Origin of the sequence: Desulfuribacillus stibiiarsenatis (assembly GCF_001742305.1) — a bacterium.
Taxonomy (GTDB): Bacteria; Bacillota; Bacilli; order Desulfuribacillales; family Desulfuribacillaceae; genus Desulfuribacillus_A; species Desulfuribacillus_A stibiiarsenatis.
Map to the genome: position 1 here is coordinate 55,236 of NZ_MJAT01000036.1, position 24,432 is coordinate 79,667.

Annotated in this window: 23 protein-coding genes and 1 riboswitch; of the genes, 18 read left to right on the forward strand and 5 right to left on the reverse strand. The window is 36.5% G+C overall.

Going from position 1 to position 24,432, the window contains the following annotated elements:
• Positions 1 to 12 precede the first annotated feature (12 nt).
• Positions 13 to 1,542 carry an ABC1 kinase family protein gene (locus tag BHU72_RS11765; protein ID WP_083248438.1) on the reverse strand — a complete coding sequence of 510 codons (1,530 nt, stop codon included), beginning with the start codon at positions 1,540 to 1,542 and terminating at the stop codon, positions 13 to 15.
• Positions 1,543 to 1,784: 242 nt separating this feature from the next.
• Here BHU72_RS11765 and BHU72_RS11770 point away from each other — a divergent pair, with 242 nt between their 5' ends.
• The 14 genes from BHU72_RS11770 (at position 1,785) to BHU72_RS11835 (ending at position 17,157) form a co-directional block, all read left to right on the forward strand.
• The gene (locus tag BHU72_RS11770; RefSeq protein ID WP_083248439.1) at positions 1,785 to 2,765 is read left to right on the forward strand and encodes a M23 family metallopeptidase; all 981 of its coding nucleotides are present in this window, start codon (positions 1,785 to 1,787) and stop codon (positions 2,763 to 2,765) included.
• Positions 2,766 to 3,506 (forward strand): TraR/DksA C4-type zinc finger protein, encoded by a 741-nt coding sequence (locus BHU72_RS11775; RefSeq protein ID WP_069702827.1) that lies wholly within the window; start codon positions 2,766 to 2,768, stop codon positions 3,504 to 3,506.
• Between the two features lie 104 nt (positions 3,507 to 3,610).
• Positions 3,611 to 4,102, forward strand: coding sequence for a signal peptidase II (lspA, locus tag BHU72_RS11780; RefSeq protein ID WP_069702828.1), 492 nt, complete (start codon positions 3,611 to 3,613; stop codon positions 4,100 to 4,102).
• Positions 4,086 to 5,048: an RluA family pseudouridine synthase gene (locus BHU72_RS11785; RefSeq protein WP_083248440.1), complete on the forward strand. Its 963-nt coding sequence runs from the start codon at positions 4,086 to 4,088 to the stop codon at positions 5,046 to 5,048. Before lspA ends, BHU72_RS11785 begins: the two co-directional genes overlap by 17 nt.
• Before the next feature lie 267 nt (positions 5,049 to 5,315).
• Complete coding sequence (pyrR, locus tag BHU72_RS11790) at positions 5,316 to 5,861, forward strand: bifunctional pyr operon transcriptional regulator/uracil phosphoribosyltransferase PyrR (RefSeq protein WP_069702829.1); 546 nt, start codon at positions 5,316 to 5,318, stop codon at positions 5,859 to 5,861.
• 31 nt (positions 5,862 to 5,892) lie between these two features.
• Positions 5,893 to 7,227 (forward strand): uracil permease, encoded by a 1,335-nt coding sequence (gene uraA / locus BHU72_RS11795; RefSeq protein WP_069702830.1) that lies wholly within the window; start codon positions 5,893 to 5,895, stop codon positions 7,225 to 7,227.
• 116 nt (positions 7,228 to 7,343) lie between these two features.
• Complete coding sequence (locus tag BHU72_RS11800; RefSeq protein WP_069702831.1) at positions 7,344 to 8,645, forward strand: dihydroorotase; 1,302 nt, start codon at positions 7,344 to 7,346, stop codon at positions 8,643 to 8,645.
• Between the two features lie 77 nt (positions 8,646 to 8,722).
• Complete coding sequence (gene carA, locus BHU72_RS11805) at positions 8,723 to 9,799, forward strand: glutamine-hydrolyzing carbamoyl-phosphate synthase small subunit (RefSeq protein WP_436796458.1); 1,077 nt, start codon at positions 8,723 to 8,725, stop codon at positions 9,797 to 9,799.
• Positions 9,800 to 9,811: 12 nt separating this feature from the next.
• The gene (gene carB, locus BHU72_RS11810) at positions 9,812 to 13,018 is read left to right on the forward strand and encodes a carbamoyl-phosphate synthase large subunit (protein WP_069702832.1); all 3,207 of its coding nucleotides are present in this window, start codon (positions 9,812 to 9,814) and stop codon (positions 13,016 to 13,018) included.
• A gap of 12 nt (positions 13,019 to 13,030) precedes the next feature.
• Complete coding sequence (locus BHU72_RS11815; protein WP_069702833.1) at positions 13,031 to 13,807, forward strand: dihydroorotate dehydrogenase electron transfer subunit; 777 nt, start codon at positions 13,031 to 13,033, stop codon at positions 13,805 to 13,807.
• On the forward strand, positions 13,808 to 14,725 hold the full coding sequence (locus tag BHU72_RS11820) for a dihydroorotate dehydrogenase (RefSeq protein ID WP_069702834.1): 918 nt from the start codon (positions 13,808 to 13,810) through the stop codon (positions 14,723 to 14,725).
• 5 nt (positions 14,726 to 14,730) lie between these two features.
• Positions 14,731 to 15,444, forward strand: coding sequence for an orotidine-5'-phosphate decarboxylase (gene pyrF, locus BHU72_RS11825; protein ID WP_069702835.1), 714 nt, complete (start codon positions 14,731 to 14,733; stop codon positions 15,442 to 15,444).
• Between the two features lie 51 nt (positions 15,445 to 15,495).
• The gene (gene pyrE / locus BHU72_RS11830) at positions 15,496 to 16,080 is read left to right on the forward strand and encodes an orotate phosphoribosyltransferase (protein WP_069702836.1); all 585 of its coding nucleotides are present in this window, start codon (positions 15,496 to 15,498) and stop codon (positions 16,078 to 16,080) included.
• Between the two features lie 93 nt (positions 16,081 to 16,173).
• A complete protein-coding gene (locus tag BHU72_RS11835) occupies positions 16,174 to 17,157 on the forward strand; it encodes a 4Fe-4S binding protein (RefSeq protein ID WP_069702837.1) in 984 nt (327 codons plus the stop codon).
• Between the two features lie 82 nt (positions 17,158 to 17,239).
• Here BHU72_RS11835 and BHU72_RS15915 read toward each other — a convergent pair whose 3' ends face one another.
• Positions 17,240 to 17,407, reverse strand: coding sequence for a hypothetical protein (locus tag BHU72_RS15915; protein WP_176720475.1), 168 nt, complete (start codon positions 17,405 to 17,407; stop codon positions 17,240 to 17,242).
• Positions 17,408 to 17,580: 173 nt separating this feature from the next.
• Here BHU72_RS15915 and BHU72_RS11840 point away from each other — a divergent pair, with 173 nt between their 5' ends.
• On the forward strand, positions 17,581 to 17,862 hold the full coding sequence (locus BHU72_RS11840; RefSeq protein ID WP_069702838.1) for a 2Fe-2S iron-sulfur cluster-binding protein: 282 nt from the start codon (positions 17,581 to 17,583) through the stop codon (positions 17,860 to 17,862).
• A 70-nt stretch (positions 17,863 to 17,932) separates the two neighbouring features.
• Here BHU72_RS11840 and BHU72_RS11845 read toward each other — a convergent pair whose 3' ends face one another.
• The gene (locus BHU72_RS11845) at positions 17,933 to 18,700 is read right to left on the reverse strand and encodes a PIG-L deacetylase family protein (RefSeq protein ID WP_069702839.1); all 768 of its coding nucleotides are present in this window, start codon (positions 18,698 to 18,700) and stop codon (positions 17,933 to 17,935) included.
• 96 nt (positions 18,701 to 18,796) lie between these two features.
• Between BHU72_RS11845 and BHU72_RS11850 the strand changes: the two genes are divergently transcribed.
• Positions 18,797 to 19,960 carry an aminotransferase class I/II-fold pyridoxal phosphate-dependent enzyme gene (locus BHU72_RS11850; RefSeq protein ID WP_069702840.1) on the forward strand — a complete coding sequence of 388 codons (1,164 nt, stop codon included), beginning with the start codon at positions 18,797 to 18,799 and terminating at the stop codon, positions 19,958 to 19,960.
• Here BHU72_RS11850 and BHU72_RS11855 read toward each other — a convergent pair.
• Positions 19,957 to 21,093, reverse strand: coding sequence for a polysaccharide deacetylase family protein (locus BHU72_RS11855; RefSeq protein ID WP_069702841.1), 1,137 nt, complete (start codon positions 21,091 to 21,093; stop codon positions 19,957 to 19,959). The genes BHU72_RS11850 and BHU72_RS11855 overlap by 4 nt on opposite strands.
• A 99-nt stretch (positions 21,094 to 21,192) precedes the next feature.
• On the opposite strand from BHU72_RS11855, the gene BHU72_RS11860 reads away from it, so the two are divergent.
• Entirely contained in the window at positions 21,193 to 22,146 is a 954-nt protein-coding gene (locus BHU72_RS11860) for a D-alanine--D-alanine ligase family protein (protein ID WP_069702842.1), read from the forward strand.
• Between the two features lie 54 nt (positions 22,147 to 22,200).
• Positions 22,201 to 22,297, forward strand: a riboswitch (SAM riboswitch).
• A gap of 109 nt (positions 22,298 to 22,406) precedes the next feature.
• Complete coding sequence (locus tag BHU72_RS11865) at positions 22,407 to 23,555, forward strand: trans-sulfuration enzyme family protein (RefSeq protein WP_141709311.1); 1,149 nt, start codon at positions 22,407 to 22,409, stop codon at positions 23,553 to 23,555.
• Positions 23,556 to 23,601: 46 nt separating this feature from the next.
• Here BHU72_RS11865 and sleB read toward each other — a convergent pair whose 3' ends face one another.
• Positions 23,602 to 24,291, reverse strand: a complete 690-nt coding sequence (sleB, locus tag BHU72_RS11870) for a spore cortex-lytic enzyme (protein ID WP_069702843.1) — start codon at positions 24,289 to 24,291, stop codon at positions 23,602 to 23,604.
• Positions 24,292 to 24,432: the final 141 nt, after the last annotated feature.

The following is a 24,432-nucleotide window of genomic DNA, read 5'->3' on the forward strand; positions in this document are numbered from 1 at the left end:
CTTTTTCTAATTTCAAAATCGACCAGATCGAAATATTGCAGTGATTAACCATAGGAACAAGATAGCTGCAACAACAAATCCAATTTCAATAGCTGGTAATTCCCACAATAAAGTTTGTCGTCTTCCGCCGATTGAAGAGCCGATGATGAGCCCAACCATGATGATACTAAAAGACAACATAATGATTGAGAAGCTAAGACGATTACTAATTCGATCTAATTTGCGAAGAAAGACATCTAGTTTAGGAATTGTAATCTGAAGGTTTATCTTACCATCTTTCGCTTTTTGTAAAATATCTCTCGTTAATAGAGGTATTTCTAAGATGACTTGACCATACTCTAATGATTGATCCACTACTTTGGTTATGATTTTGTCAGGACAATATTTCTTCATGAAGTATTTCTTACCGATTGGTTCCGCGATCTGGACTATATTTATGTTAGGTGCAATTGTTTCAACCAACCCCTCTAAGGTTATAAGAGCTTTCGCTAATAAAAGAAATTCCGATGGCATAACGACTCCATGTCTTTTGGAAATGGTAAACAAATCACGGATTGATTCAGAAAGTGAAATCTCACTAAAAGGGATTTCATAATATTTATCTCGCAAAGCATCTACATCTTGATAAAAACGTTTCAAATCAATAGAATCTGGTAAAACTCCGATGTTTTGGATTGCTTTTACAATTGTTTTTGTATTTCTACGCATTAATCCAATCATTACATTAATTAACTCCTGTTGAAGTTTCTCAGAAATCCTCCCAACCATACCAAAATCAATCAAACCGATTGTTTGATTATCTATTAAGATTAAATTACCAGGATGTGGATCAGCATGAAAAAATCCATCAAATAAAATCATGTGAAAAATCACTTCAATAATTTCTTTAGCAATATCTTCGCCATTAGTTGTCTCCGATATCTTACTCCCGTTAAGTAAGTCCATAACCAGAACTCGTTTTGACGTATATTCCCAATGAATACTAGGTATCATAATTGAAAAACCTTTATTTTGAAGGTTTTCCTTTGCTTTTTCTGTATTTCTTGCTTCTTGTAAATAATTTAATTCATTTCGTAAGGAATTGGAGAATTCGTTGACTAAATCGGTAAAATGATAAAATTTCCCCCAGTCTGTTCTCCTTTCAGAGAGTAAAGCTAAGTCACTCAATATCTCTAAATCTACATCAATAATTTCCGTAATATTAGGGCGTTGAATCTTTACAGCAACCCATTGTCCAGAATGTAGTCGAGCCCGATGGACTTGTCCAATAGAGGCACTAGCCATAGGGAATTCTTCGAAAGAATGGAATATTTTCGATAGGTCCATGGAGAATTCTGTATTTATCACATGCTCTACTTGTTGATAGCAGATTGGAGAAACATGGTCTTGTAAATTTTCTAATTCATTAATGATATCTAAAGGTATAATATCTTGCCGTGTGCTTGCTATTTGACCTAGTTTAATAAATGTCGGTCCCAATTCCTCGCATACGAGACGTATTCTTTCGCCACGAGATTTCGTGATTATATTTACGTTATCCATTTTACTTTGATCTAAGAAGTATCCGAAGCCATGCTTAATTAGCGTATTGACAATCTCTCGATAACGAAGGATATGACGATAATGTTTTCTAAATATAATTATTACCTCCGTTTCGCAAAAATTTAGAATTTCCTATAATTAGTTTTGATTCTTACTTATTATTTAACGAAATGGAGAAAAAATAACATAGAAGTACTTTCTAACGTATTGTTTTTGTAAATGACAAAAAAGGTGGGTATATAATGAAATACTCTATGCAAAAATGTTGTATCATCTTTATGGTCATACTAATGATTGTGCCGTTAGTTCCATTGAAAGCCTCAGGAATGGATTTAACTAATAATCAAGAAATTGAAGAATATCTACGCACTGTAGAAACTGTTACAGGAGTGCCGTGGCATATTCTAGCGGCTATTTATCAATATGAGAAAAATATTCGTAAAGTCCAAAAAGGTGAAATACCAATACAGGTTCATCAAAATATATGGGTTGGGATTGGGGCTATTAATGATTATAGTCATTTGCCTTTTATCAATTCTTTTTTTGGTGGAATTGGCAAGGATGGAGATGGAGATGGGAAAGCAGAAATGACCCAATTAGCTGATACGATTTATTCATTAGCTGTATGGATTTCTGAACATGGTGATACTGATGAACACTATATTAAGGCTTTACAAGCATTATATCCGTTAGAAAAATCGCTTGTTCGTATCCAACAATTTTCTGCAATATATAAACACAATGACACGATTAGTGTTGCAGGGAACAGTTTTCCTATCCCTCTTAACTATTCCTATAGTTATAGAAGCACTTGGGGAGCAGGAAGGTCTTTTGGAGGTAGAAGGAGCCATGAAGGGACGGATATCTTTGCTAGATCGTGGACACCTGTAAAAAGTACTTCTCATGGTATCGTCGAAATCAAAGGGTGGAATAAGTATGGCGGATGGCGCGTAGGGATTCGCGATTTAAATAACGTTTATCATTATTATGCCCATTTAGCAGGCTACTCTAAGGATCTAAAAGAAGGAGATATCATTAAGCCTGGGCAAGTAATTGGCTATGTTGGTAGCTCAGGATATGGAAAACAGGGTACGACAGGAAAATTCCCACCGCATCTTCATTATGGAATGTATCGTGATACAGGAGGAAAATATGAATGGGCCTTCGACCCAACCCCTAGCTTACATAGGTGGGAAAAAAACGACAAGAAGGGAAGAAGATAGATGGACAGAGATTTACAGCAACATTTTCAATCAAACTTAAGTCAAACACTTCAAGAATTACAATCTCAAGTAACGGAAAATGATGGCTATGGTCTAAAAGATGCTTTGAATGATTCAATTGGCGAGTTAAGTAGTTATGATAATCATCCAGCAGATATAGCTTCTGAGGTATTTGAACGTGGTAAAGACCTAGCTATTAAGGAAGAAACTTTAAAAAGAATATCTCTTATTGAAAATGCATTGAAACGAATGGAACAAGGGTCATATGGAATATGCGAGAGGTGTAATCAAATGATATCTACCGATAGGCTAGTTGCTGTTCCTGAAACTGGATTATGTTATCAGTGTCATGAACAAATGGATGCACACAATCGACCGAGTACTAGACCAATTGAAGAAGATGTATTATATCCAGGGTTTGGCGCCCATGATTACGATAATAGTAACCATGAGACTGAGTTTGACAGTGAGGATAGCTGGCAAGCTGTAGCGGAATATGGAACATCTAATGACGCTACTATGTTAGGCGGAGAAACTAATTACAATGAAATGTATGAAGAAAGTCATGAAAACGAAAAACATTATCATATTGAGTATAATTATGTTTATGTTGATCCAAATGAGGATGACTATACAGACGAAGATATAATGAATGCAACCAATGACTTGGATTTTACAGGTGTTAGCAACATTGAGCAGCAAGCATATCAAGAGTATTTGAGAAATCAACACGAACACTAAAATTTGAAAATTTATCTCAATATGCTATCCTTATGTCAAATAGTTGATATATAATAAACGGAGAGGGGAATTATTTGACTTTTATTTTTAGGAGGATTTACATTTTGCCATACTATATTATTGCAATCATTATTGTCATAATTGATCAATTATCAAAGTTAGCTGTCGTTAACTTTATGGACAACAAAGGTATTAACACTATACCTCTTTGGGAAGGAGTATTTCATCTGACTTCCCATCGGAATGCAGGTGCAGCGTTCGGAATATTACAAAACCAACGTTGGTTCTTTATCAGTGTAACTATTATTGTAATAGCAACAGTAATTTATATTATTTATAAATATGAAGGCCATAGCGATAAGAAGCTTATGCTTTATGGGATCGCACTACTCCTAGGTGGAGCTATAGGTAATTTGATTGACCGAATTTTTATAGGTCAAGTCATTGATTTTTTTGATTTTCGTTTAATTAATTTTGCAATTTTCAATATTGCAGACTCTGCTATAGTGATAGGTGTTGGGTTGTTATTTTTAGATACATGGCTTACATATCAGGAAGACAAGAAGAAGGAGAACATCAATGAATCCAGAAGTTAATTTATCAAACGACTTAGAAGGAATATTAGAAGATGAAATCAGCAATATAGAGCAGTTTGTTGCGGAGGAAGACGATACTGGGGAAAGAATTGATAAATGGTTACATACTAAAAACGATTCCCTTTCTAGGTCGCAGATTCAAAGTCTTATTATAGATGGTCATATATTAGTGAATGATTCGCCAATTAAATCAAACTATAAAATTAAAAATCATGATGTCATTACGATTGAATATCCAGAATTACAAGAGGTCACGATTGGACCAGAAGATATTCCACTCAATATTGTCTTTGAAGATCAGGATGTTATAGTAGTGAATAAATCTAGGGGGATGGTTGTTCATCCTGCACAAGGGCATTACCATGGAACATTAGTGAATGCCTTATTATTCCATTGTAAAGACCTATCGGGTATTAATGGAGAGCTAAGACCAGGTATTGTACACCGTATTGATAAAGACACTACTGGCCTTTTAGTGGTAGCTAAGAATGATATGGCTCATCGAAGTCTGTCAGAACAATTTAAACAGCATTCCATTATTCGCAAGTATGTTGCTCTAGTGCATGGATTAATACCAAACAAAGAGGGTACTATAGATGCACCAATAGCTCGCCATAAGACACTGAGGAAGAACATGGCAGTCGATGTTACGAATGGAAAACATGCGGTTACGCATTTTAAAGTACTTGAATACATTCAAGATTTTACTCTTGTAGAGCTTTCTTTAGAAACTGGCAGAACTCATCAAATCAGAGTTCACATGGCATATATCGGTTATCCAGTAGCGGGGGACCCTGTATATGGATTTAGAAAAAGTGTGAAACTTCGTGGACAAGCCTTACATGCAAAGATATTAGGGTTTATACATCCACGTACTGGAGAGACCATAACTTTTACCAGCGAGCTTCCAGATGATTTTCAAGAAGTCTTAAACTTGTTGAAATAATCGTTTTTTTTGTCGAAACATGCATTGACATTTATCATCACACATATTATTATTGTTTTAATGTGAAAATATCCTTTAAGGACAGTCCAGTGAGGCTGACAAGGAGTTATAGTTTAGTACCGACAAGTATAGCTTTATATGTAAAGCAATATTTGCATGCGGTTCATGTATTTTTGCCGCGGTATATAGATGATATGATCTCCTTCAGTCTAATTAGACAGTTGGAGATTTTTGCATATATGGAAGTTCTAGGGAAGGAGGATAACGATGAGCGTTTTAGACAAAACCCAAATCCTTGATGAAAAATCGATGCAAAGAGCATTAACTAGAATTGCCCATGAGATTGTTGAGAAAAACAAGGGGATTGATGAATTAGTTTGTATCGGAATTAAGACTAGGGGAATCTATTTAGCGCAAAGATTAGCAGACAAGATTGAAGAGATTGAGGGGAAAAGAATCGCAATTGGAGAACTAGATATAACCTTATATCGCGATGATCTTGAAGTTGTAGCTAATCAGCCAATTATCCGAGAAACTACGCTTCCATTTGATGTGGTAAACAAAATTGTGGTACTCATTGATGACGTGCTATACACTGGTCGGACTGTTAGAGCAGCTTTAGATGCTTTAGTTGACATCGGTCGACCGCAAAGAATTCAACTTGCTGTACTCATTGATCGAGGGCATAGAGAATTGCCAATACGAGCAGACTATGTCGGTAAAAATGTTCCTACTTCCAAGACGGAAATAATCGCGGTCATGCTCAAAGAAATTGATGGTCAAGACCAGGTTGTAATTCGGGACAAGCAATAATTATTTACATAACTATTAGGGGGAAAATGAAATGAGTCAAAGAACTATCGACGTACATGAAAAGTTACCATTATCTCAGACTTTACCATTAAGCTTCCAGCATTTATTCGCAATGTTTGGAGCGACTGTATTGGTTCCTTTTCTAACAGGACTAAACCCAGCAGTAGCTTTATTAACTAGCGGTATTGGTACGCTGATTTTTATCTTTATTACAAAAGGACAAGTTCCAGCATATTTAGGGTCTTCCTTTGCTTACATTGCTCCAATTATCGCAGTATCAGCAGCTAGTGGTCCTGGTGAAGCATTATTCGGATCTATGATTGTCGGTGTTGTATACGCAATATGCTCTCTTATCATTTATAAATTTGGTGTAAATTGGTTAAAGAAATTATTACCACCTGTAGTTGTTGGATCTGTAATTATCGTGATTGGTCTTGGTCTTGCATCTGTTGCTGTAGATATGGCAACCACTACTTATACGAATGTAGACCGTCCAGCAACAATTGAAGAATTTAATAGCTTGCCTGGCAGTGTTCAAGGCATCTCTGAGGACTCCGTTACATTAAAAGTTTACAGTGGTACAAGTGTACTCGTTGCATTTGTATCTTTAGCAGTTGCTATTATTGCGAGCAATTTCTTTAGAGGATTTTTTGCAATCGTACCTATTCTATTCGGAATAATAAGTGGATATCTAGTTTCCATACCATTAGGCTTGGTGAATTTTCAGAAAGTGTCGGAAGCAGCTTGGTTTGCAATTCCAGAATTTACAACACCAGTTCCTAATATGTTAGCACTATGGGTGATTGTACCAGTTGCACTTGTTACTATTACAGAACATCTAGGTGATGTATTCGTAATGAGTAAAATCGTTGATAAAGATCTTATGAAAAAACCTGGCCTTCATCGCACTTTATTAGGTGATGGTACTGCTACATTATTTGCTTCACTAGTTGGGGGACCTCCAAATACAACATACGGAGAAAATATTGGTGTATTAGCAATTACTCGTGTATACAGTGTGTACGTAGTGGGTGGCGCAGCAGTCATGGCTACTATTATGGCATTTATCGGTAAAATTGCTGCATTGATTAGCACAATTCCTGTACCTGTTATGGGTGGTGTGAGTATATTATTATTCGGTATTATCGCATCTTCAGGACTTAGAATGCTAGTAGACAGCGGTATTCAATATAAAAATAAGAGAAATCTTGTAATCTCAAGCGTAATTTTAATTTTAGGAGTAGGAAATGCCGTTCTTGACTTTGGACAATTACAGTTACATGGTATGGCTTTAGCTACATTAGCTGGGGTACTATTAAATGCGGTACTACCTAAAGAACAAGAATCATTAGAAGAATCAATGTAGAATAATTAAAAAGCTTCTTATCGGAAAGGTTATAAGATAAGAAGCTTTTTTTACAAATCGAAATTGGAAAAAATTAGGACGTGTTTGATTCGACAAGGATAGAGGTGGTAAAACCAATGATTTTATTTAAAAATGTCAAATTATTTGACGGTCATTCCCTAATTGGAGAAAGAGATGTTTTAATTAAGAATAATAAGATTCAGTTAATTCAAAACGATATTGATGAACAATCTATCCCAATGGATATATTGCATGAATTAAAAATAATTAATGGCAATGGAAAATTGTTGGCCCCTGGTTTTATAGACGTACATGTACATTTAAGAGAACCAGGCTTTGAATATAAAGAAACAATAGAAACTGGTTCATTGGCTGCGGCAAAGGGTGGTTTTACAACAATATGTTGTATGCCTAATACAAATCCTGTAATAGATTCAATAGAAACAGTGCAATCCATCAAAGCTAAAGCAGCAATCAATAATGGTGTTTCTGTGAATTGTATTGCAGCCATTACTGTATCAGAACGTGGTGAAGACTTAACAGATTTCGTAGCGCTAAGAGAAGCAGGAATTATTGCACTTTCTGATGATGGGCGTGGCGTTCAAGACGCTAAAGTAATGCAAGATGCTTTTATGCAAGCAGCTGAGTTAAAGATTCCAGTGATTATCCATGCCGAAGATGAACCATTAGCCAAAGGCGGGCATATGCATGCCGGTGAAAAAGCTGAAGAGTTAGGAATTAAGGGCATACCATCTACATCTGAATCAGTTATGGTAGCACGTGATATTCTTCTAGCAGAAGCAGCTAACGCACATGTGCATTTTGCACATCTTAGTGCAAAAGAATCTGTGCGTTGGATTGAACACGCAAAAAAAATGGGAATCAATGTTACATGTGAAGTGACTCCGCAGCATCTGGTCATGAATGATCAAGACATATTAGAAGACCATGGTAATTTCAAAGTGAATCCTCCAATACGTGCTAGGGAAGATCAAAATCAGTTAATTTCCGCATTTCAATCTGGAATTATTGATATCATTGCAACCGATCATGCACCACATTCTGAAGAAGAGAAGAGCAGAGGAATTAAAGGATCACCGTTTGGAATGGTTGGTTTAGAAACTGCCTTTGCCGTATTATATAGCAAATTGGTACTGCAACATAAAGTGTCGTTAGAAAGACTGTTACAAGCTATGACAAGTCGTCCAGCTGAAATTTTTGGATTTAAGAATGGAATCATTGAACCCAATGGTGAAGCAAATCTTGTACTGGTTGATTTAGATAAAAGAAAACTGGTAGATGCAAACAATTTTGCATCGAAAGGGAAGAATTCACCATTTATAGGTTGGGAATTGCAAGGATGGCCTATTATGACAATAGTATCTGGAGAAATAATACATGAAGATAAAGAGGTGTAATCAAAATGACTCATTCATCAACAATCAGCAATAAAGCTAAAGAATATTTGCATAAACTGAAACAGCAGAAAAATGCGATGTTAGTACTTGAAGATGGTAATGTCTTATACGGTTGCGCATTTGGTGCAACTGATAACAAGAAATCAATAGGTGAGGTAGTTTTTAATACTAGCATGACAGGATACCAAGAGGTTCTAACGGACCCTTCCTATTGCGGGCAAATTGTAACTATGACGTATCCGTTGATTGGGAATTATGGCTTGAATGCAGAAGATCTAGAGTGCATGTTCAGTCATGTGAGTGGATTTGTTGTAAAAGAAGCAAGTATCCATCCGAGCAATTGGCGTTCACTTGAAAGCATTGATGAATTTTTAAAAGCACATGGAGTCATGGGAATAGCAGGTATTGATACAAGAATGTTAACTAGAATCATACGCGTCCACGGTACTTTAAAAGGGATGATTACAACTAATATTGATGCTGATATTTCTACTCTATTAGCGGAGTTACAACAGACATCATATATGTATGATCAAGTATCAAGGGTATCCACTAAGAATATTTTTAGAAGTCCTGGAAACGGCTATCGTGTAGTACTAATTGATATGGGAACCAAACTAGGAATACATCATGAATTATTGAAACGCGGTTGTGATGTCACAGTAGTGCCGTATAACACAACATCAGAGCAAATCCAACGTTTACAACCCGATGGTATTATGATTTCTAATGGTCCTGGAGATCCAAAGAGTGTAATGCAAACGGCAGAACAAATACGTCCATTTATCGGTAAATTACCTATGTATGGAATATGTCTTGGACATCAGTTAATTGCACTGGCAGCTGGAGCTAACACAATTAAATTGAAATTTGGCCATCGTGGTGGAAACAATCCAGTAAAAGATTTAAGGACAAATCGCGTGTATATTACTTCTCAAAATCATGGTTATACAGTAGATAAAGAATCTCTTCATGGCACAGGCTTACAAGTTTCACATATCAATCTAAATGATGATACTGTGGAAGGTTTAGTACACGATAGCGGACTACTTGCTTCAGTACAATATCATCCAGAAGCAGCACCTGGTCCTCTTGATTCTGGATATTTATTTGATGAATTTGTTGACACTATTAAGAAATGGAAAGCAGAATAGGAGGATCATAATATGCCGAAAAGAGACATAAAAAAGATATTAGTAATCGGAAGTGGTCCTATTATCATTGGACAAGCAGCAGAATTTGATTATGCAGGAACACAAGCATGTCAGGCGCTAAAGGAAGAGGGTTATGAAGTCGTATTAGTCAATAGTAATCCAGCAACGATTATGACGGATCCAGATATTGCTGATAGAGTATATATTGAGCCTATTACACTAGAAGCCGTGACACAAGTAATCCGCAAAGAAAGACCTGATGGTCTCTTACCAACTTTGGGTGGTCAAACAGGTTTAAATATGGCGATTGAGCTCCACAAACATGGTGTACTAGAAGAATATGAAATTAGATTACTAGGAACGAATCTTGAGGCTATCCAAAAGGCAGAAGACCGTGAATTATTTAGAAGCCTAATGAATGAACTTAAGCATCCAGTTCCAGAAAGCGATATAGTAAGTACGATTGAAGATGCATTAAAATTTGCAGAGCGAGTCCCATATCCACTCATTATTCGTCCAGCATACACATTAGGTGGAACAGGTGGTGGAATTGCATATGACGAGGATGAATTTAAAGAAATTGTTGCTTTAGGGATTAAATATAGTCCAATTAATCAGGTGTTAATTGAGAAAAGTATTGCAGGTTTTAAAGAGATTGAATACGAGGTAATGCGTGATAAGAACGATAATTGCATTGTTGTATGCAACATGGAGAATATTGATCCAGTAGGTGTTCATACGGGAGATAGTATTGTTGTAGCACCGAGTCAAACTTTGTCTGATAAAGAGTACCAAATGCTAAGAAGTTCTTCCTTAGATATTATTCGAGCGTTGAAAATTGAAGGTGGATGTAACGTTCAATATGCATTAGATCCTGATAGTTTTCAATATTATGTAATCGAGGTGAATCCTCGTGTGAGTCGTTCCAGTGCATTAGCGTCAAAGGCTACTGGTTATCCAATCGCGAAGGTTGCTGCAAAAATTAGTATAGGATTAACTTTAGACGAGATTGTCAATCCAGTTACGAAAGAAACATTTGCTAGCTTTGAGCCAGCTTTAGATTATGTAGTTACGAAAATTCCGCGTTGGCCTTTTGATAAATTTGTGACAGCTAATCGAGAGTTAGGTACACAAATGAAAGCTACAGGAGAAGTTATGGCGATTGGCCGTACTTTCGAAGAATCTTTGCAAAAAGCAATTCGTTCTTTAGAAATTGACATTGACAGCTTATATTTAAAGGGAGTGGAAGAACTTAGTCAAGAAGTCTTAGAAACGCGACTAAGAAAGCCTGATGATGAACGTTTATTTCTTGTAGCTGACGCTTTTAGACGTGGAATTTCAGTGGATTCCGTTCAACAAATGACTAAGATTGATTATTTCTTCTTGAACAAGATTTATGACTTAGTAGAATTTGAAGGTATTTTTAAAGAAATTTGGCACAATGAACAGGGGACTGAGAACATACAACTCATTCTTCGTAAAGCGAAAGAAATGGGATTCTCTGATCAATATATTGGCCAATTAGTAGGTGTAAGTGATTTAGAGATCCGTAATATAAGGAAGGAACATGGCATTACACCTGTATATAAAATGGTTGATACCTGTGCAGCTGAATTTGAAGCTTTCACACCATACTATTATTCAAGTTATGATACGGAAGATGAAATTCAAATTACAGATCGTAAGAAGATTTTAGTACTAGGTTCTGGTCCAATCCGTATTGGTCAAGGGATTGAATTTGACTACGCTTCTGTGCATGCTGTTTGGGCTATAAAAGAAGCTGGGTATGAAGCAATTATTATAAATAACAATCCAGAAACGGTATCTACAGACTTTAGTACATCGGATCGACTATATTTTGAACCGTTAGCCTTGGAAGATGTATTAAATGTCATTGATCGTGAACAGCCTGATGGAGTAATTGTCCAGTTTGGTGGTCAAACAGCAATTAACCTAGCGGAACCATTATCAGAATTAAACATTCCGATTATAGGAACGAATATGGAAGATATTAATACAGCTGAAGATAGAGAAAAGTTTGATGATTTATTACAAAGATTGAACGTACCTCGACCGGCGGGAGAAACTGTCTTCTCAGTAGAAGAGGCAGTTCGAGTAGCGAACACTATTGGTTATCCAGTACTTGTGAGACCATCTTATGTATTGGGTGGTCGTGCGATGGAAATTGTTTATAATGAGGATGACATACTCAATTATATGAAGAAAGCAGTACAAATTTCATCCAAGCATCCAGTGTTAGTTGATCGTTATTTACTTGGTAAAGAAGTTGAAGTAGATGCTGTGTCTGATGGAGAAACCGTGTTAATTCCTGGCATCATGGAACATATCGAACGTGCTGGCGTGCATAGTGGTGACTCAATTGCTGTGTATCCGACACAGACAATATCGGAAACGATCAAAGCTCAGATTGTGGAACATACGATCAAATTGGCGACTTCTTTGAATACGAAAGGTTTGCTAAATATACAGTTTGTTATCCATAATGATGAAGTGTTTGTTATTGAAGTAAACCCTAGGTCGTCACGTACGGTTCCTTTCTTGAGTAAAGTGACGGGTTTGCCATTAGCGAATATCGCTACCAAAGTGATTCTTGGTAAGAAGTTAAGTGAAATGGGGTATACAACTGGACTATGGCCAGAAGCAGAAGAGGTATCTGTTAAGGTGCCAGTATTCTCATTTGCAAAATTACGCAGTGTAGACACTACATTAGGTCCAGAGATGAAATCTACTGGAGAAGTAATGGGTAAAGATATTAATTTCGCTAAAGCTCTATACAAAGGGTTATTAGGAGCCGGTATGCATATTCCTACCCATGGGAAAATTATTGCGACAGTTGCTGATAAGGATAAGGAAGAAGCAGGGGAAATCTTAACTAGATTTATTAACTTAGGTTTTGAAGTGATTGCTACAAAAGGCACGGCTAAGTATTTAATTGACAAAGGATTAAAAGTTACGATTGTAAACAAATTAGATGAAGGTTCGCCTAATATTCTTGAAATCGTTAGAACTGGAAATGCCAACATGGTTATTAACACATTAACTAAAGGTAAACAACCAGAACGAGATGGTTTTAGAATTCGTCGCGAAGCGGTGGAAAATGGTGTACCATGTTTAACATCTTTAGATACTGCTGCTGCAATTTTGACAGTTTTAGAAACAATAAACTTTTCTGTCCAACCAATTCAATACAAAAAATAGGGAGGACACATAATGAAACATAGTGTCGAAGTAAAAAGCCATAAAACGATTGGTCAAGATTTATATGAAATGATTGTAATCGCTCCGAAACTAGCACAAACCGCCCATCCTGGGCAGTTTGTGCATATTCGAGTAATAGATTCTCTAGATCCATTACTGAGACGTCCTATTTCCATCTGTGACGTTGATAAAAAACGTGGATCGGTCCGTTTTATTTATCGTGCTGGTGGAAAAGGGACAAAAATATTATCAAAATCGAAAGAAATGACTAAGATTGACCTTTTAGGACCTTTAGGTAGAGGGACTTTTCCAACTGAAAATCAAGCGAAGCGTAACATGCTATTGATCGGTGGTGGAATCGGTGTACCACCACTATTATACGCTGCGAAAGAGTTAGCAAAACAAGGCGCCTCTATTACTGCAATATTAGGATTTGCGAATCATCAAGTAGTGATTTTGGAAGATGAGTTTCGAGAACTTGGTGATGTCATTGTAACAACAGTCGATGGCAGTTATGGTAAGCAAGGATTCGTAACAGAATATATCACAAAAGAGCCTGATTTGTACTTGGCATGTGGACCTAAACCGATGCTACAAGCAATTAAAAATCACGAACTTTTACAAACAGCTAACGGCTATCTATCGTTAGAAGAACATATGGCATGTGGCATTGGGGCTTGCATGGGTTGTGTTACAAAAATATCTATATCTGATGAGAATTCAGAGTGGAAATATCGAAAAGTCTGTGACTGTGGACCAGTTTTTCCAGCAGAAAGGGTGGTATTCTAAATGACTCTAAAGCCTTCCCTAGCCGTTGACTTAGGTTTTCTCCAACTGAAGAATCCGATTATGCCTGCTTCTGGATGTTATGGTTTTGGTAAGGAGTATGCACAATATTATGATTTAAACAAGCTAGGTGCAATTGTTGTAAAAGCAACCACACCCCATGAAAGACTTGGAAATTCAGTGCCGAGAATTGCTGAAACTCCAGCAGGAATGTTAAATGCAATTGGGTTACAAAATCCTGGGGTGGAAGTGGTATTGGAAAAAGAATTACCCTGGCTTAAGCAGTATGATACACCAGTGATTGTCAATATTGCTGGTAGTACATTGGAGGAATATATTGAAGTAGCTGAGAAGTTAAACCAAGCGGAGAATGTCGCAGCATTAGAAGTCAATATTTCTTGCCCAAATGTAAAAGCAGGTGGACTAGCCTTCGGTACGGATTGCGTAATGGCTGAAAAAGTCATTCGAGAAGTGAAAAATATTTCAAGGTACCCGATTATAGCGAAATTATCACCGAACGTTACTGATATTGTATCAATCTCTCAATCAGTTGAGCAAGCTGGAGCAGATGCAGTATCTCTTATAAATACCCTACTAGGGATGGCGATTGATGTTCATCGACAAAAGCCAGTTCTTGCTAATGTTATGGGTGGTCTTTCTGGCCCAGCTGTAAAGCCTGTCGCCTTACGAATGGTATGGCAAGTATCTTCGGCTGTTAAGATTCCTGTGATTGGGATTGGTGGTATAACCACAGGGAACGATGTCGTAGAGTTCCTTTTAGCAGGGGCAAGTGCAGTTCAAATTGGCACAGCTAATTTTGTAGACCCTTATGCATGCATCAACATCCTACAGGAGTTAGAAGAATTTCTAAGTACAAAATCAATTACAGACATTCAAGAATTGATAGGGAAAGCGAAGTGATATAGTTGAAACCAGCAGAACGTATTATTGTCGCACTTGATACACCAAATCCAGCGATAGCATTAGATATTGCAAAGGAGATTTCGCCTGTAATTCGTCGTGTAAAGGTTGGGATGGAGCTATATTATAGTGAGGGGCCTTCCATTGTAAATGAATTGAGTTCCTTAGGTATGGAAGTGTTTGTTGACTTAAAGATTCATGATATTCCGAATACTGCTATAGGTGCTGCTAAATCTTTAACCCGTCACGGAGTTTGGATGTGGAACGTACACGTTGCAGGCGGGTTATTAATGATGCAGAAAGCCAAAGAAGCAGCCCAAGAGATATCTAATCAATTGAACATTCCGATGCCTATTGTTATTGGTGTAACGCAATTGACGAGTACAAGTCAAAATATTATGAATCAATATATTGGGATTCCTGGGGAAGTCAAAGATTGTGTGGTTCGATATGCGAAACTAGCGAAACAAGCTGGGCTAGACGGTGTGGTCGCATCAGCACAGGAAGTTCCATTTATAAAAGAGGCTTGTGGTAAAGAGTTCCTTACCATAACACCTGGAATCCGTATGTCTAATAGTGAAGTACATGATCAAGTGAGAATTACTACGCCACGACAAGCAATGGACTTAGGTACTGATTATATGGTAATAGGCCGTAACATTACTGATGCATCGAATCGTTTACAAGCAGCTAAGGATATTATACAGTCCATGAAATAATAAAATCTTTGAACTAGGATTGTTTTATGGATCGAATTAGGAGGATGTAGAATGCTTACTCAAGATCAAATACTGACAATTTTAAAAGAGACAAACGTATTACAAACAGGACATTTTAATTTAACATCGGGGAAACATAGTGGGCAATACATGCAATGTGCTCAAGTGCTTCAGTACCCGGATAAAGCAAGCCAATTATGTAATGAATTTGTTGAATATATTAAGAACCAAAACTTGCAAGTAGATTTAGTTATAGGACCTGCTACTGGGGGCATTATTCTAGCATTTGAGACAGCAAGAATTTTAGGTACTAAAACAATGTTTGCTGAACGAGAGAATGGTAAAATGGTGTTCCGACGGGGTTTCTTTGTAGAGCCAGGCCAAAAAGTATTTGTTGTAGAAGATGTTATTACAACAGGAGGATCTGTTAAAGAGGTTGTCGAAATAGTAAAGGAACAAGGGGGAGAAGTAGTAGGAGTTGGGGTATTAGTAAACAGAAGTCCTCAAGAAGTTGATTTTGGAGCTCCTCTTATATCGTTATTAAAGATCAATATTGAAACGTATGATCCTGCACAATGTCCATTATGCGCGCAAGGAGTAGAAATGAAGAAGCCTGGAAGTCGAGGTTTGAAATAAGTTTGAAATCTTTTTGAACAATCTTTAAAATGTGTTGTGCATCACACTATTATCCAGCCTCTTATGCAATAATGTTGTGTAGGAGGTTGATTTATGCATACAAAAATACGTCAAAGTGTACAATTTCTATTTTTAGCTTTTAGTGTCTTTGTGGGAGTAAGGTTTTATATTTTCTACACGTATTATAACAATGGGGGAGAAGGAATTTATTTTGGTCGCCCGCATTCTGTAGAAGCGTTTTTACCGATTAGTGCATTAGTAGGTGTGAAAAGTTGGTTTTCTAACGGAATCTTTGACACGATTCATCCTGCAGGAGTTATCCTACTGTTGACTTTTATTGTAATCTCTTTTCTTTTTAGAAAAGCTTTTTGTAGCTGGATTTGCCCGTTTGGATGGATCTCCGAGAAGTTAGCTTTCTTAGCAAATAAAACAATTAAGAAACAATGGGAATTACCTAGGTGGTTAGATATACCATTACGAAGTATTAAATACTTAATTTTAGGATTTTTTGTATGGACTATTTTCTTTCAGATGAATGGTATGGTTGCGTACATGTTTCTTAACTCGGATTATAATAAGGTATCTGACGTAAAAATGCTGATGTTTTTACTTGATATGTCTAAGAATACGCTTATTGGATTTTTAATAATTATTGCCTCAACTTTTTATATTAAAAACTTTTGGTGTCGTTACCTTTGCCCATACGGGGCTCTTATGGGCATCTTTGGATGGTTTAGTCCTTCTGTGATTGCAAGAAACGCAGATCATTGTATCGATTGTGGTAAATGTAATAAAGTTTGTATGAATCGATTAGATATAATGAATAAGAAAGAAGTATATTCTCCAGAATGCACAAGTTGTATGGCGTGTATAGACGCTTGTCCAAAGCAGGAGGCACTTCAATATCAATTTGTTAGCAATCAGAATTCATTCAAACGTTGGGCTCTACCTGTTAGTATTCTGGGAATTTATTTTGGTGTTATGTTTACTGCAATCGTGCTTGGATTTTGGCAAACGGAGTTAGATCATGAGGTATATTTACGTTTAATTCCTTATATTAATAGTATAAGTCACTAATAATCATTGGTATGTCATTGGATATAAAAAATACAGTTTTAGAAATGAAAAACCTTATCATGAAAATGATAAGGTTTATTATTTATATCTTTTTCTCTAGTACTTGCACTGCTCTGATTTTTTTCCACCAAGAAGGAAGGTTGGATTCCATTTTATTCTCAGTAGAGCTTGCACTTTTAATTTCGCATGACTTGTTACATGTATCACTATCTGATGCTAACAATCCAATTTCTAATAATTGATTTGACACAGGTGATCACTCCTATTTCTGTCATACAATTGTCGCTAGATTTTGATATTATTGTAACACATCTCCACATTAAAGGAAATACGTAAAGCTTGTAAGATTTTGTCGAAATGGTAATATTTTATACTATAATAGTAAAAAATAATGATTAGGTGACAATGAGGAGGGTAAAAATTATGATTCATTTTATAATTGAGGGTAAAGAGTTTGAGGTAGCCGATGAAGTTGGTAAAACACTATTAGAAATAGCATTTTCCAACGGAATAAGTATCAAACATGCATGTTTACAAGGGGTTTGTAGAAAATGTAGAGTACTAGTGGAAGAAGGCATGATGTTTTTAAGTGATCCATCCGACCAGGAGCAGGAAGAAATCTCCGATGAATTAGAACAGGGAACACGCTTAGCTTGTCAGAGTAAGATTGTTGGTCATGGTAAAATCGTTGTAAGTCAAGAGTAATTGCCACAACCAGTAAAAAAAGCCTCTAGGGATATCCTAGGGGCTTTGCTACGCTTACCAACATAAACCATTATGCATAATCACTTAAATGATCCAAGATGCTTGTTTCATGGTAAGTTGATCCGTCAACAGATTTACCATAAAGGCGAATCAATTGATAAAATTCGTATTTTGGGATTATGCTCCAATCATTACTATCTAATAAGCCAGGGTATACTTTATTCACTGAGAAGATTTGTGTCTTATACTTTTTTAATGCTTCAAGTTTCTGTTTACGATACAGATCTATGTCTTCCTTTATTGTGACGAACTGATCATCCACGCCTCTATCTAGCAATCCTCGACTATGATATATGCTTTTTGGTACAACGGAGTAATATACTTTAGGAATCGTGTATGTATTTTTTACAATATCTAAGGCCGCCTTTGTAGCAAAGTGTATTGCTATGTGGTCTTTGTGAAGAGATATACCATCTTCAGGGAATGTAATAATAATGTGGGGTTTAACATCTAAGATAACTTTTACAATTGATTTCACAAGTTGTTCGTTCTCGGTATCAGAGAGCATATGAAGAGTACCATCGAGAAAATCTAAATAATGGATTTGCTTTACCCCTAATATACGAGTAGCTTGAGCCATTTCCATTTCTCTATAAGCCCCTAATTCTTCTCTTGTTGTTAAGGGAGGGTCCCCTAATTTACCGGCTTCTCCACGAGTTGCACAAGCAATATGAAACTCTACATTTTTTTCTGTAGTATATTTTGCGATTGTTCCAGCGTTACCAAAGCTTTCATCATCCGGATGAGCATAAATAATAAGAATTTTTATTGGATTCATTCTTTTAGCACCTCAAAAAGATTTAGTATAATCAAGCATACTTATTTTATGTTATTATAACATGTGAAAATATATTTTGGGGGATTAGAGCCGTTTATGTATAAATCAAAACGCATCGATAATTTAGGGTCAGCTATTTTCACTGAAATGGCAAATCGCAAAAAGCAACAAATTGCTAAAGGAAAAAACGTTATTGATTTAAGCATTGGCACGCCGGACCTACCACCGCCATCGGTAGTGATTCAAGCGATGGCAGATGCCTTAAGTGATTATAATGCTTTTTATTATTCCCTAAAGGGTTCTCAACAATTATATCAATCGATTGCTTCTTGGTACCAAAAGCGCTTCTCAGTTATATTAGATACTAATACGGAGATTTTAGATTTGATTGGCTCTCAAGATGGGCTAGCACACCTGCCATTAGCTTTAATTGATCCAGGAGATATTGTTTTAGTACCAGATCCCGGCTATCCAATTTATCAAGGCAGTGTTGAATTAGCTGGAGGAAAGATTTATCCTATGCCGTTAATGGAACAAAACAGCTTTCTACCGGATTTAGATAAGATTCCTAAAGATATAGCTCAACAAGCAAAATTGATGATCATTAATTATCCGTCGAACCCTGTTGCTGCCATTGCAGGTTTAGATTTTTTTCAAAAAGTGGTCCACTTTGCTAAACAAAATAAAATTGTAGTTGTACATGACCTAGCATATTCTGAATTAGCCTTTGATGGTTACAAGCCGCCAAGTTTTCTACAAGTTACTGGTGCAAAAGATATAGGTGTAGAAATTAATTCACTCTCAAAAAGCTATAATATGGCTGGTGCAAGATTTGGCTTTATGGTAGGAAATAGAGATATTATTCAGAGTCTTGGAACTTTAAAGTCGAATATAGATTATGGTGTGTTTCATGTGGTTCAAGCTGGTGCTATCGCAGCATTAGAAGAAGATGGTAGCCATTGTGCAGACATGGCACAAATCTATCAAAAACGAAGAGATTTATTAATCGAGGGGTTTAATGATTTAGGTTGGAAAATAGAGAAACCAAAAGCATCTATGTTTGTCTGGGCTAAGAACCCTGGACAATTAACCTCTAGAGAGTTTGCGTATTCTTTACTAGAGGAAGCAGGAATTGTTGTAATTCCTGGAGATGCTTTTGGTCTTATGGGTGAAGGGTATGTTCGTATTGCTTTAGTACAAAATGATAACAAAATTAAAGAAGCAATCAAACAACTAGCACAAAGTAAAATTTCATTTTAATCGTTGGGATACGTTCTAATCAATTTATCTATCATGTTGTTTTCGTTGAGTTGATCTTTTAAACTTTCAGGTACTGTTATTGTTTTTGCATCACCGTCGCTAACAAAGCGTTTATCTGGATTCTTCTTAAAGTAATCAATCCATTGATGGAAGAAATCTGATGGAACACTTGCAGCTCGAATACGAGGTATTGCCTCTGTTTTAAAATCTATTGAATAAGGTGAAGGAGCTGGATGGGAGCCTACTAAAAAAACGCCTTTATGATGGTAGGTAAACCCTTCAAAGCTACCTTTCACTGCTAGCTCTTTATTTTTTGGATAGATTCCATAGGTTAATGCAAATGTATCCACTGGATAGTCTGGTAGTAATTTTTGTGTAGCTTGAATATTTTTTACAAGAGTTTTTTGTACATCTTCATCCGTTAACTTATTGAGGAATTCATGTCCAAATGTGTGATTCCCGATTTCCATACCCAAATTTATAATATATTCGTATTTATACCGTCTCCATTCAGGCCTATCATTTTGACGGAATGGGACAGGGTAGTAGACGTAGAATGAAGCAGCGCTACCAAAATCAGGGTGCATTTTTGCGAAATTTTCTATAATACCTACAGCACAGTCGGGATCCACAAAGAATTCGCCATTCTCTTTTTCTATTAGTCGGAAATGGCCTTCCGTTCCATCGTCAAAAGTAAGCACTACGGGTGTTTTTCCAAGCGGAACATTAATATTACCAGAGACAAAGTCACGAGCAGTCACTAGATAATAGCCTTCTTCATATAATGTTTTTAGATCGTTTTTGAAATTATTTTTGGTACGTTCCCATTCATCTTCCTTATCGCCAATAATATGATACATGAGAATCATAACTTGGCCTAGCTCATTCACTTTGTGAGAACGTAGAATATCCTCTGAAACAACTGTTTCAGTTTCTTCTATAGTACTGTCAACAGGACTGTTACTAATAGGCAGGTTAGCACTTTCCTGCAAATGTTCTGGTTGCTGTTGTTGGTCTAGCTGTTCATTGTTTGAGTTTAAGTTTTTATTTTGGCATGCAAATAAGAATACGACTGTTAAGAGTGTTATAATGCAGATAATGAAATGCGTTTGTGGTCTCTTAGTTGAAATCATTCAATGAGCTCCCATCTATCATTTTCTATCATTATAGCATAAGATAGCGTATTTAGCGGTATATACATTTTATTTAAGGGCAAATTAAGGAGGCAGAACATGGAAAATATAGCTGTCATATACGGAGGTATCTCTAATGAGAGAGATGTTTCTTTAAGAAGTGGGAAAGGTGTAATAAAAGCTCTTCAAAATAAAGGTTATCAAGTGATTCCAATGGAGTATCAATGTCATAAGACGTTGTTAAAAGAACTTCTAGATAAAAAACCAGATTTTGTTTATATTGCGTTACATGGTAGATATGGTGAAGATGGTCGAATACAAAGCTTATTAGAATTACTAGATATCCCATATGTAGGTTCTGGTGTATTAGCAAGCGCACTAGCAATGAATAAATCATTAGCGAAAAAGCATTTTGAATTCGCTGGTATTCGTGTAGCAAAAGAAAAAGTTTATCGCAAACGTGATTTCTCTGAAGATAGGCTTGTTGAGATTGTTAATGAAATTGAAAGTACGTTTAATTATCCCGTTGTAATCAAACCAAATGAAGAAGGATCCACGATTGGATTAACGATTGCTAATAATAGAAACTCTCTTCTCGAAGGCTTACAGCTAGCCGTTACATGTGCTTCAGATATTTTACTGGAAGAATATATTAAAGGTGTAGAAATCACTGTTGCTGTTCTAGGTTCGGATCAATATATCGAAGCATTACCTGTCATCGAAATAGTTCCTAAAAACGATTATTACGATTATGAGTCAAAATATGCTCCAGGTGGTTCTGAGCATATTATACCTGCGCGTATCGATGAATCTGCTACTGACACTGCAAAAAAATGGGCAGTTGCTGCTCACAAGGCTTTAGGATGTGAAACATATTCACGTGTAGACTTCATCATACCAGAGACTGGCGACCCCGTGATTTTAGAAGTCAATACTTTGCCAGGAATGACGGAAACGAGTTTATTTCCTGATGCAGCAAGAAGTGTAGGTCTACCATATGAAGATATGTTAGAGAAAATCGTTCAAATCGCACAAAAAAAATACAATAAATAATATTGACTTTTCTGATAAATTTGCTATGATTTCATAAAGACAAATAAATATCAACTCTTATCCAGAGAGGTGGAGGGACTGGCCCGATGAAACCCGGCAACCTGTATTTAATATGAGGTGCTAATTCCTGCAGTAATCTGATAGATAAGAGAAAGTCATGGTTTATACGAATCCGAAGCTTTCTCACTATGAGAAAGCTTTTTTGGTACAGTAAATTTAATATTCTCATTAATTATGGGGGAAAATGGAGGGTTACCACGTTGAGAAAAAATACTATGATTACACAGTTAGGAGTAATTAAAGATGAACAGTATGGCGCAATTAGTACACCAATTTACCATTCGGCAACCTTTCGTCATCCAGGTGTAGGACAAAGCACAGGTTTTGATTATTCAAGGACATCCAATCCAACGAGAAAAGAGTTAGAGGCTGCTGTTGCCAAAATTGAAAATGGTAATTATGGTTTTGCTTTCCCGACTGGGATGGCGGCTTTAACTGCTATTTTTGGATTGTTTAAAAAGGGAGATCATATTATCTTATCAGAAGATTTATATGGTGGAACATATCGTTTGTTGCGACAATATTTTTCTACCTTTGAAATTGAATCCGATTTTGTTGACACATCGGATATTTCACAGCTTGAGCAATGTTGGCAAACACACACAAAAGCATTGCTCATTGAAACGCCATCCAATCCATTAATGAAAATAACCGATATAAAAAAATGCGTAGAAATTTGCAAACAAAATGATGCCTTGTGCATTGTTGATAATACTTTCTTGACACCGTATTATCAAAATCCGTTAGATTTTCAAGTGGATATTGTAATACACAGTGGGACGAAATATTTAGCGGGACATAATGATTTATTAGCCGGTGTTGTGATAGTAAATGATCAAGATCTTGCTACTAGAATTGGATTTATACAAAACACAACAGGCAGTGTTTTATCACCAGGAGACTCTTGGTTATTGCTTAGAAGTTTAAAGACATTAGGACTTAGAATTGAAAGACAACAAAGTAATGCGAAACGGATAGTGGAATGGGCTGAAAGCGAAGGTAGTCAGTGGATTGATACTGTCTATTATCCTGGAGCAAGAGAATCACAAAATTATCACATTCATACCCAGCAATCAAGCGGTGATGGTGCTATGATTTCACTTCGTCTAAAAACCAGTGAATTAGCGATTGAACTTCTATCGCATATTCAAATTTTTTCCTTTGCTGAAAGCTTAGGTGGGGTAGAGTCTTTAATCACTTTACCTGCTCGCCAAACACATGCGGATATACCTGAAGAGTATCGTCTAAGACTAGGAATCACAGATGATTTATTGAGATTATCGATCGGTATTGAAGACGCAGAAGACTTGATAAATGATTTACATCAGTCATTAACTAAGTGTAAATAGCGAATAAACAAAAATGCTCAGTGCTTTAATAGCACTGAGATTTTTGTTACCTACAAAATATATGTCGGCCAATTTGTTTGATTTGCGGACGACTCCATATCCATTTACTTGTTGCTGTTATCGGATTAAAGTAGTATAAAGCACCTCCACTAGGATCCCATCCATTGATTGCATCTAAAACAGCTTGGCGTAATTGAGGGCTTTGTGGAGTTAACCAAATTTGTCCATCGTCAACGGCTGTGAATGCACGTGGTTCAAAGATAACCCCTGATACCGTATTAGGGAATATAGGGCTACGAACTCTATTCATCACAACAGCAATAATGGCTACCTGACCTATGTATGGTTCACCGCGAGCTTCACCATTTACAAGATGAACTAACAGATTGATATCTTGTGCTGAAAAACCACCTGCTGTTGCTCTAGCGGGAGTTTGGGCCGTATTACTTCGCAACGCATTCCAAGTTCGTGGTCCAACGATACCATCGACAGTTAATCCATAATCCGATTGAAACCTTCGCACTGCAGAGTGGGTACCCCAACCAAAAATCCCGTCGACATTCATTTTATAGTAACCTAATTGATTTAGACGCTGTTGTAATTCGATTACGTCGTTGCCACGTGCACCGTATCGTATCGTATTTGCCTGTGCAGACTGGATATCAAATAAGGATAATAGTACGATGTTGATTAAAAATACGAACACCAATAAGGATATTACCTTTTTGCGGCTCATAAATTTACCTCCCTTGTTTATTACTAGCAGTATTATTTGTACAAGAGAGTAAAATCATGCATTAATTAACCATGGAAATTATCTTTTGGAAATTTATACAGTGATTATGTATAGCAATTCTCTTAATTTTTAGGTATATTT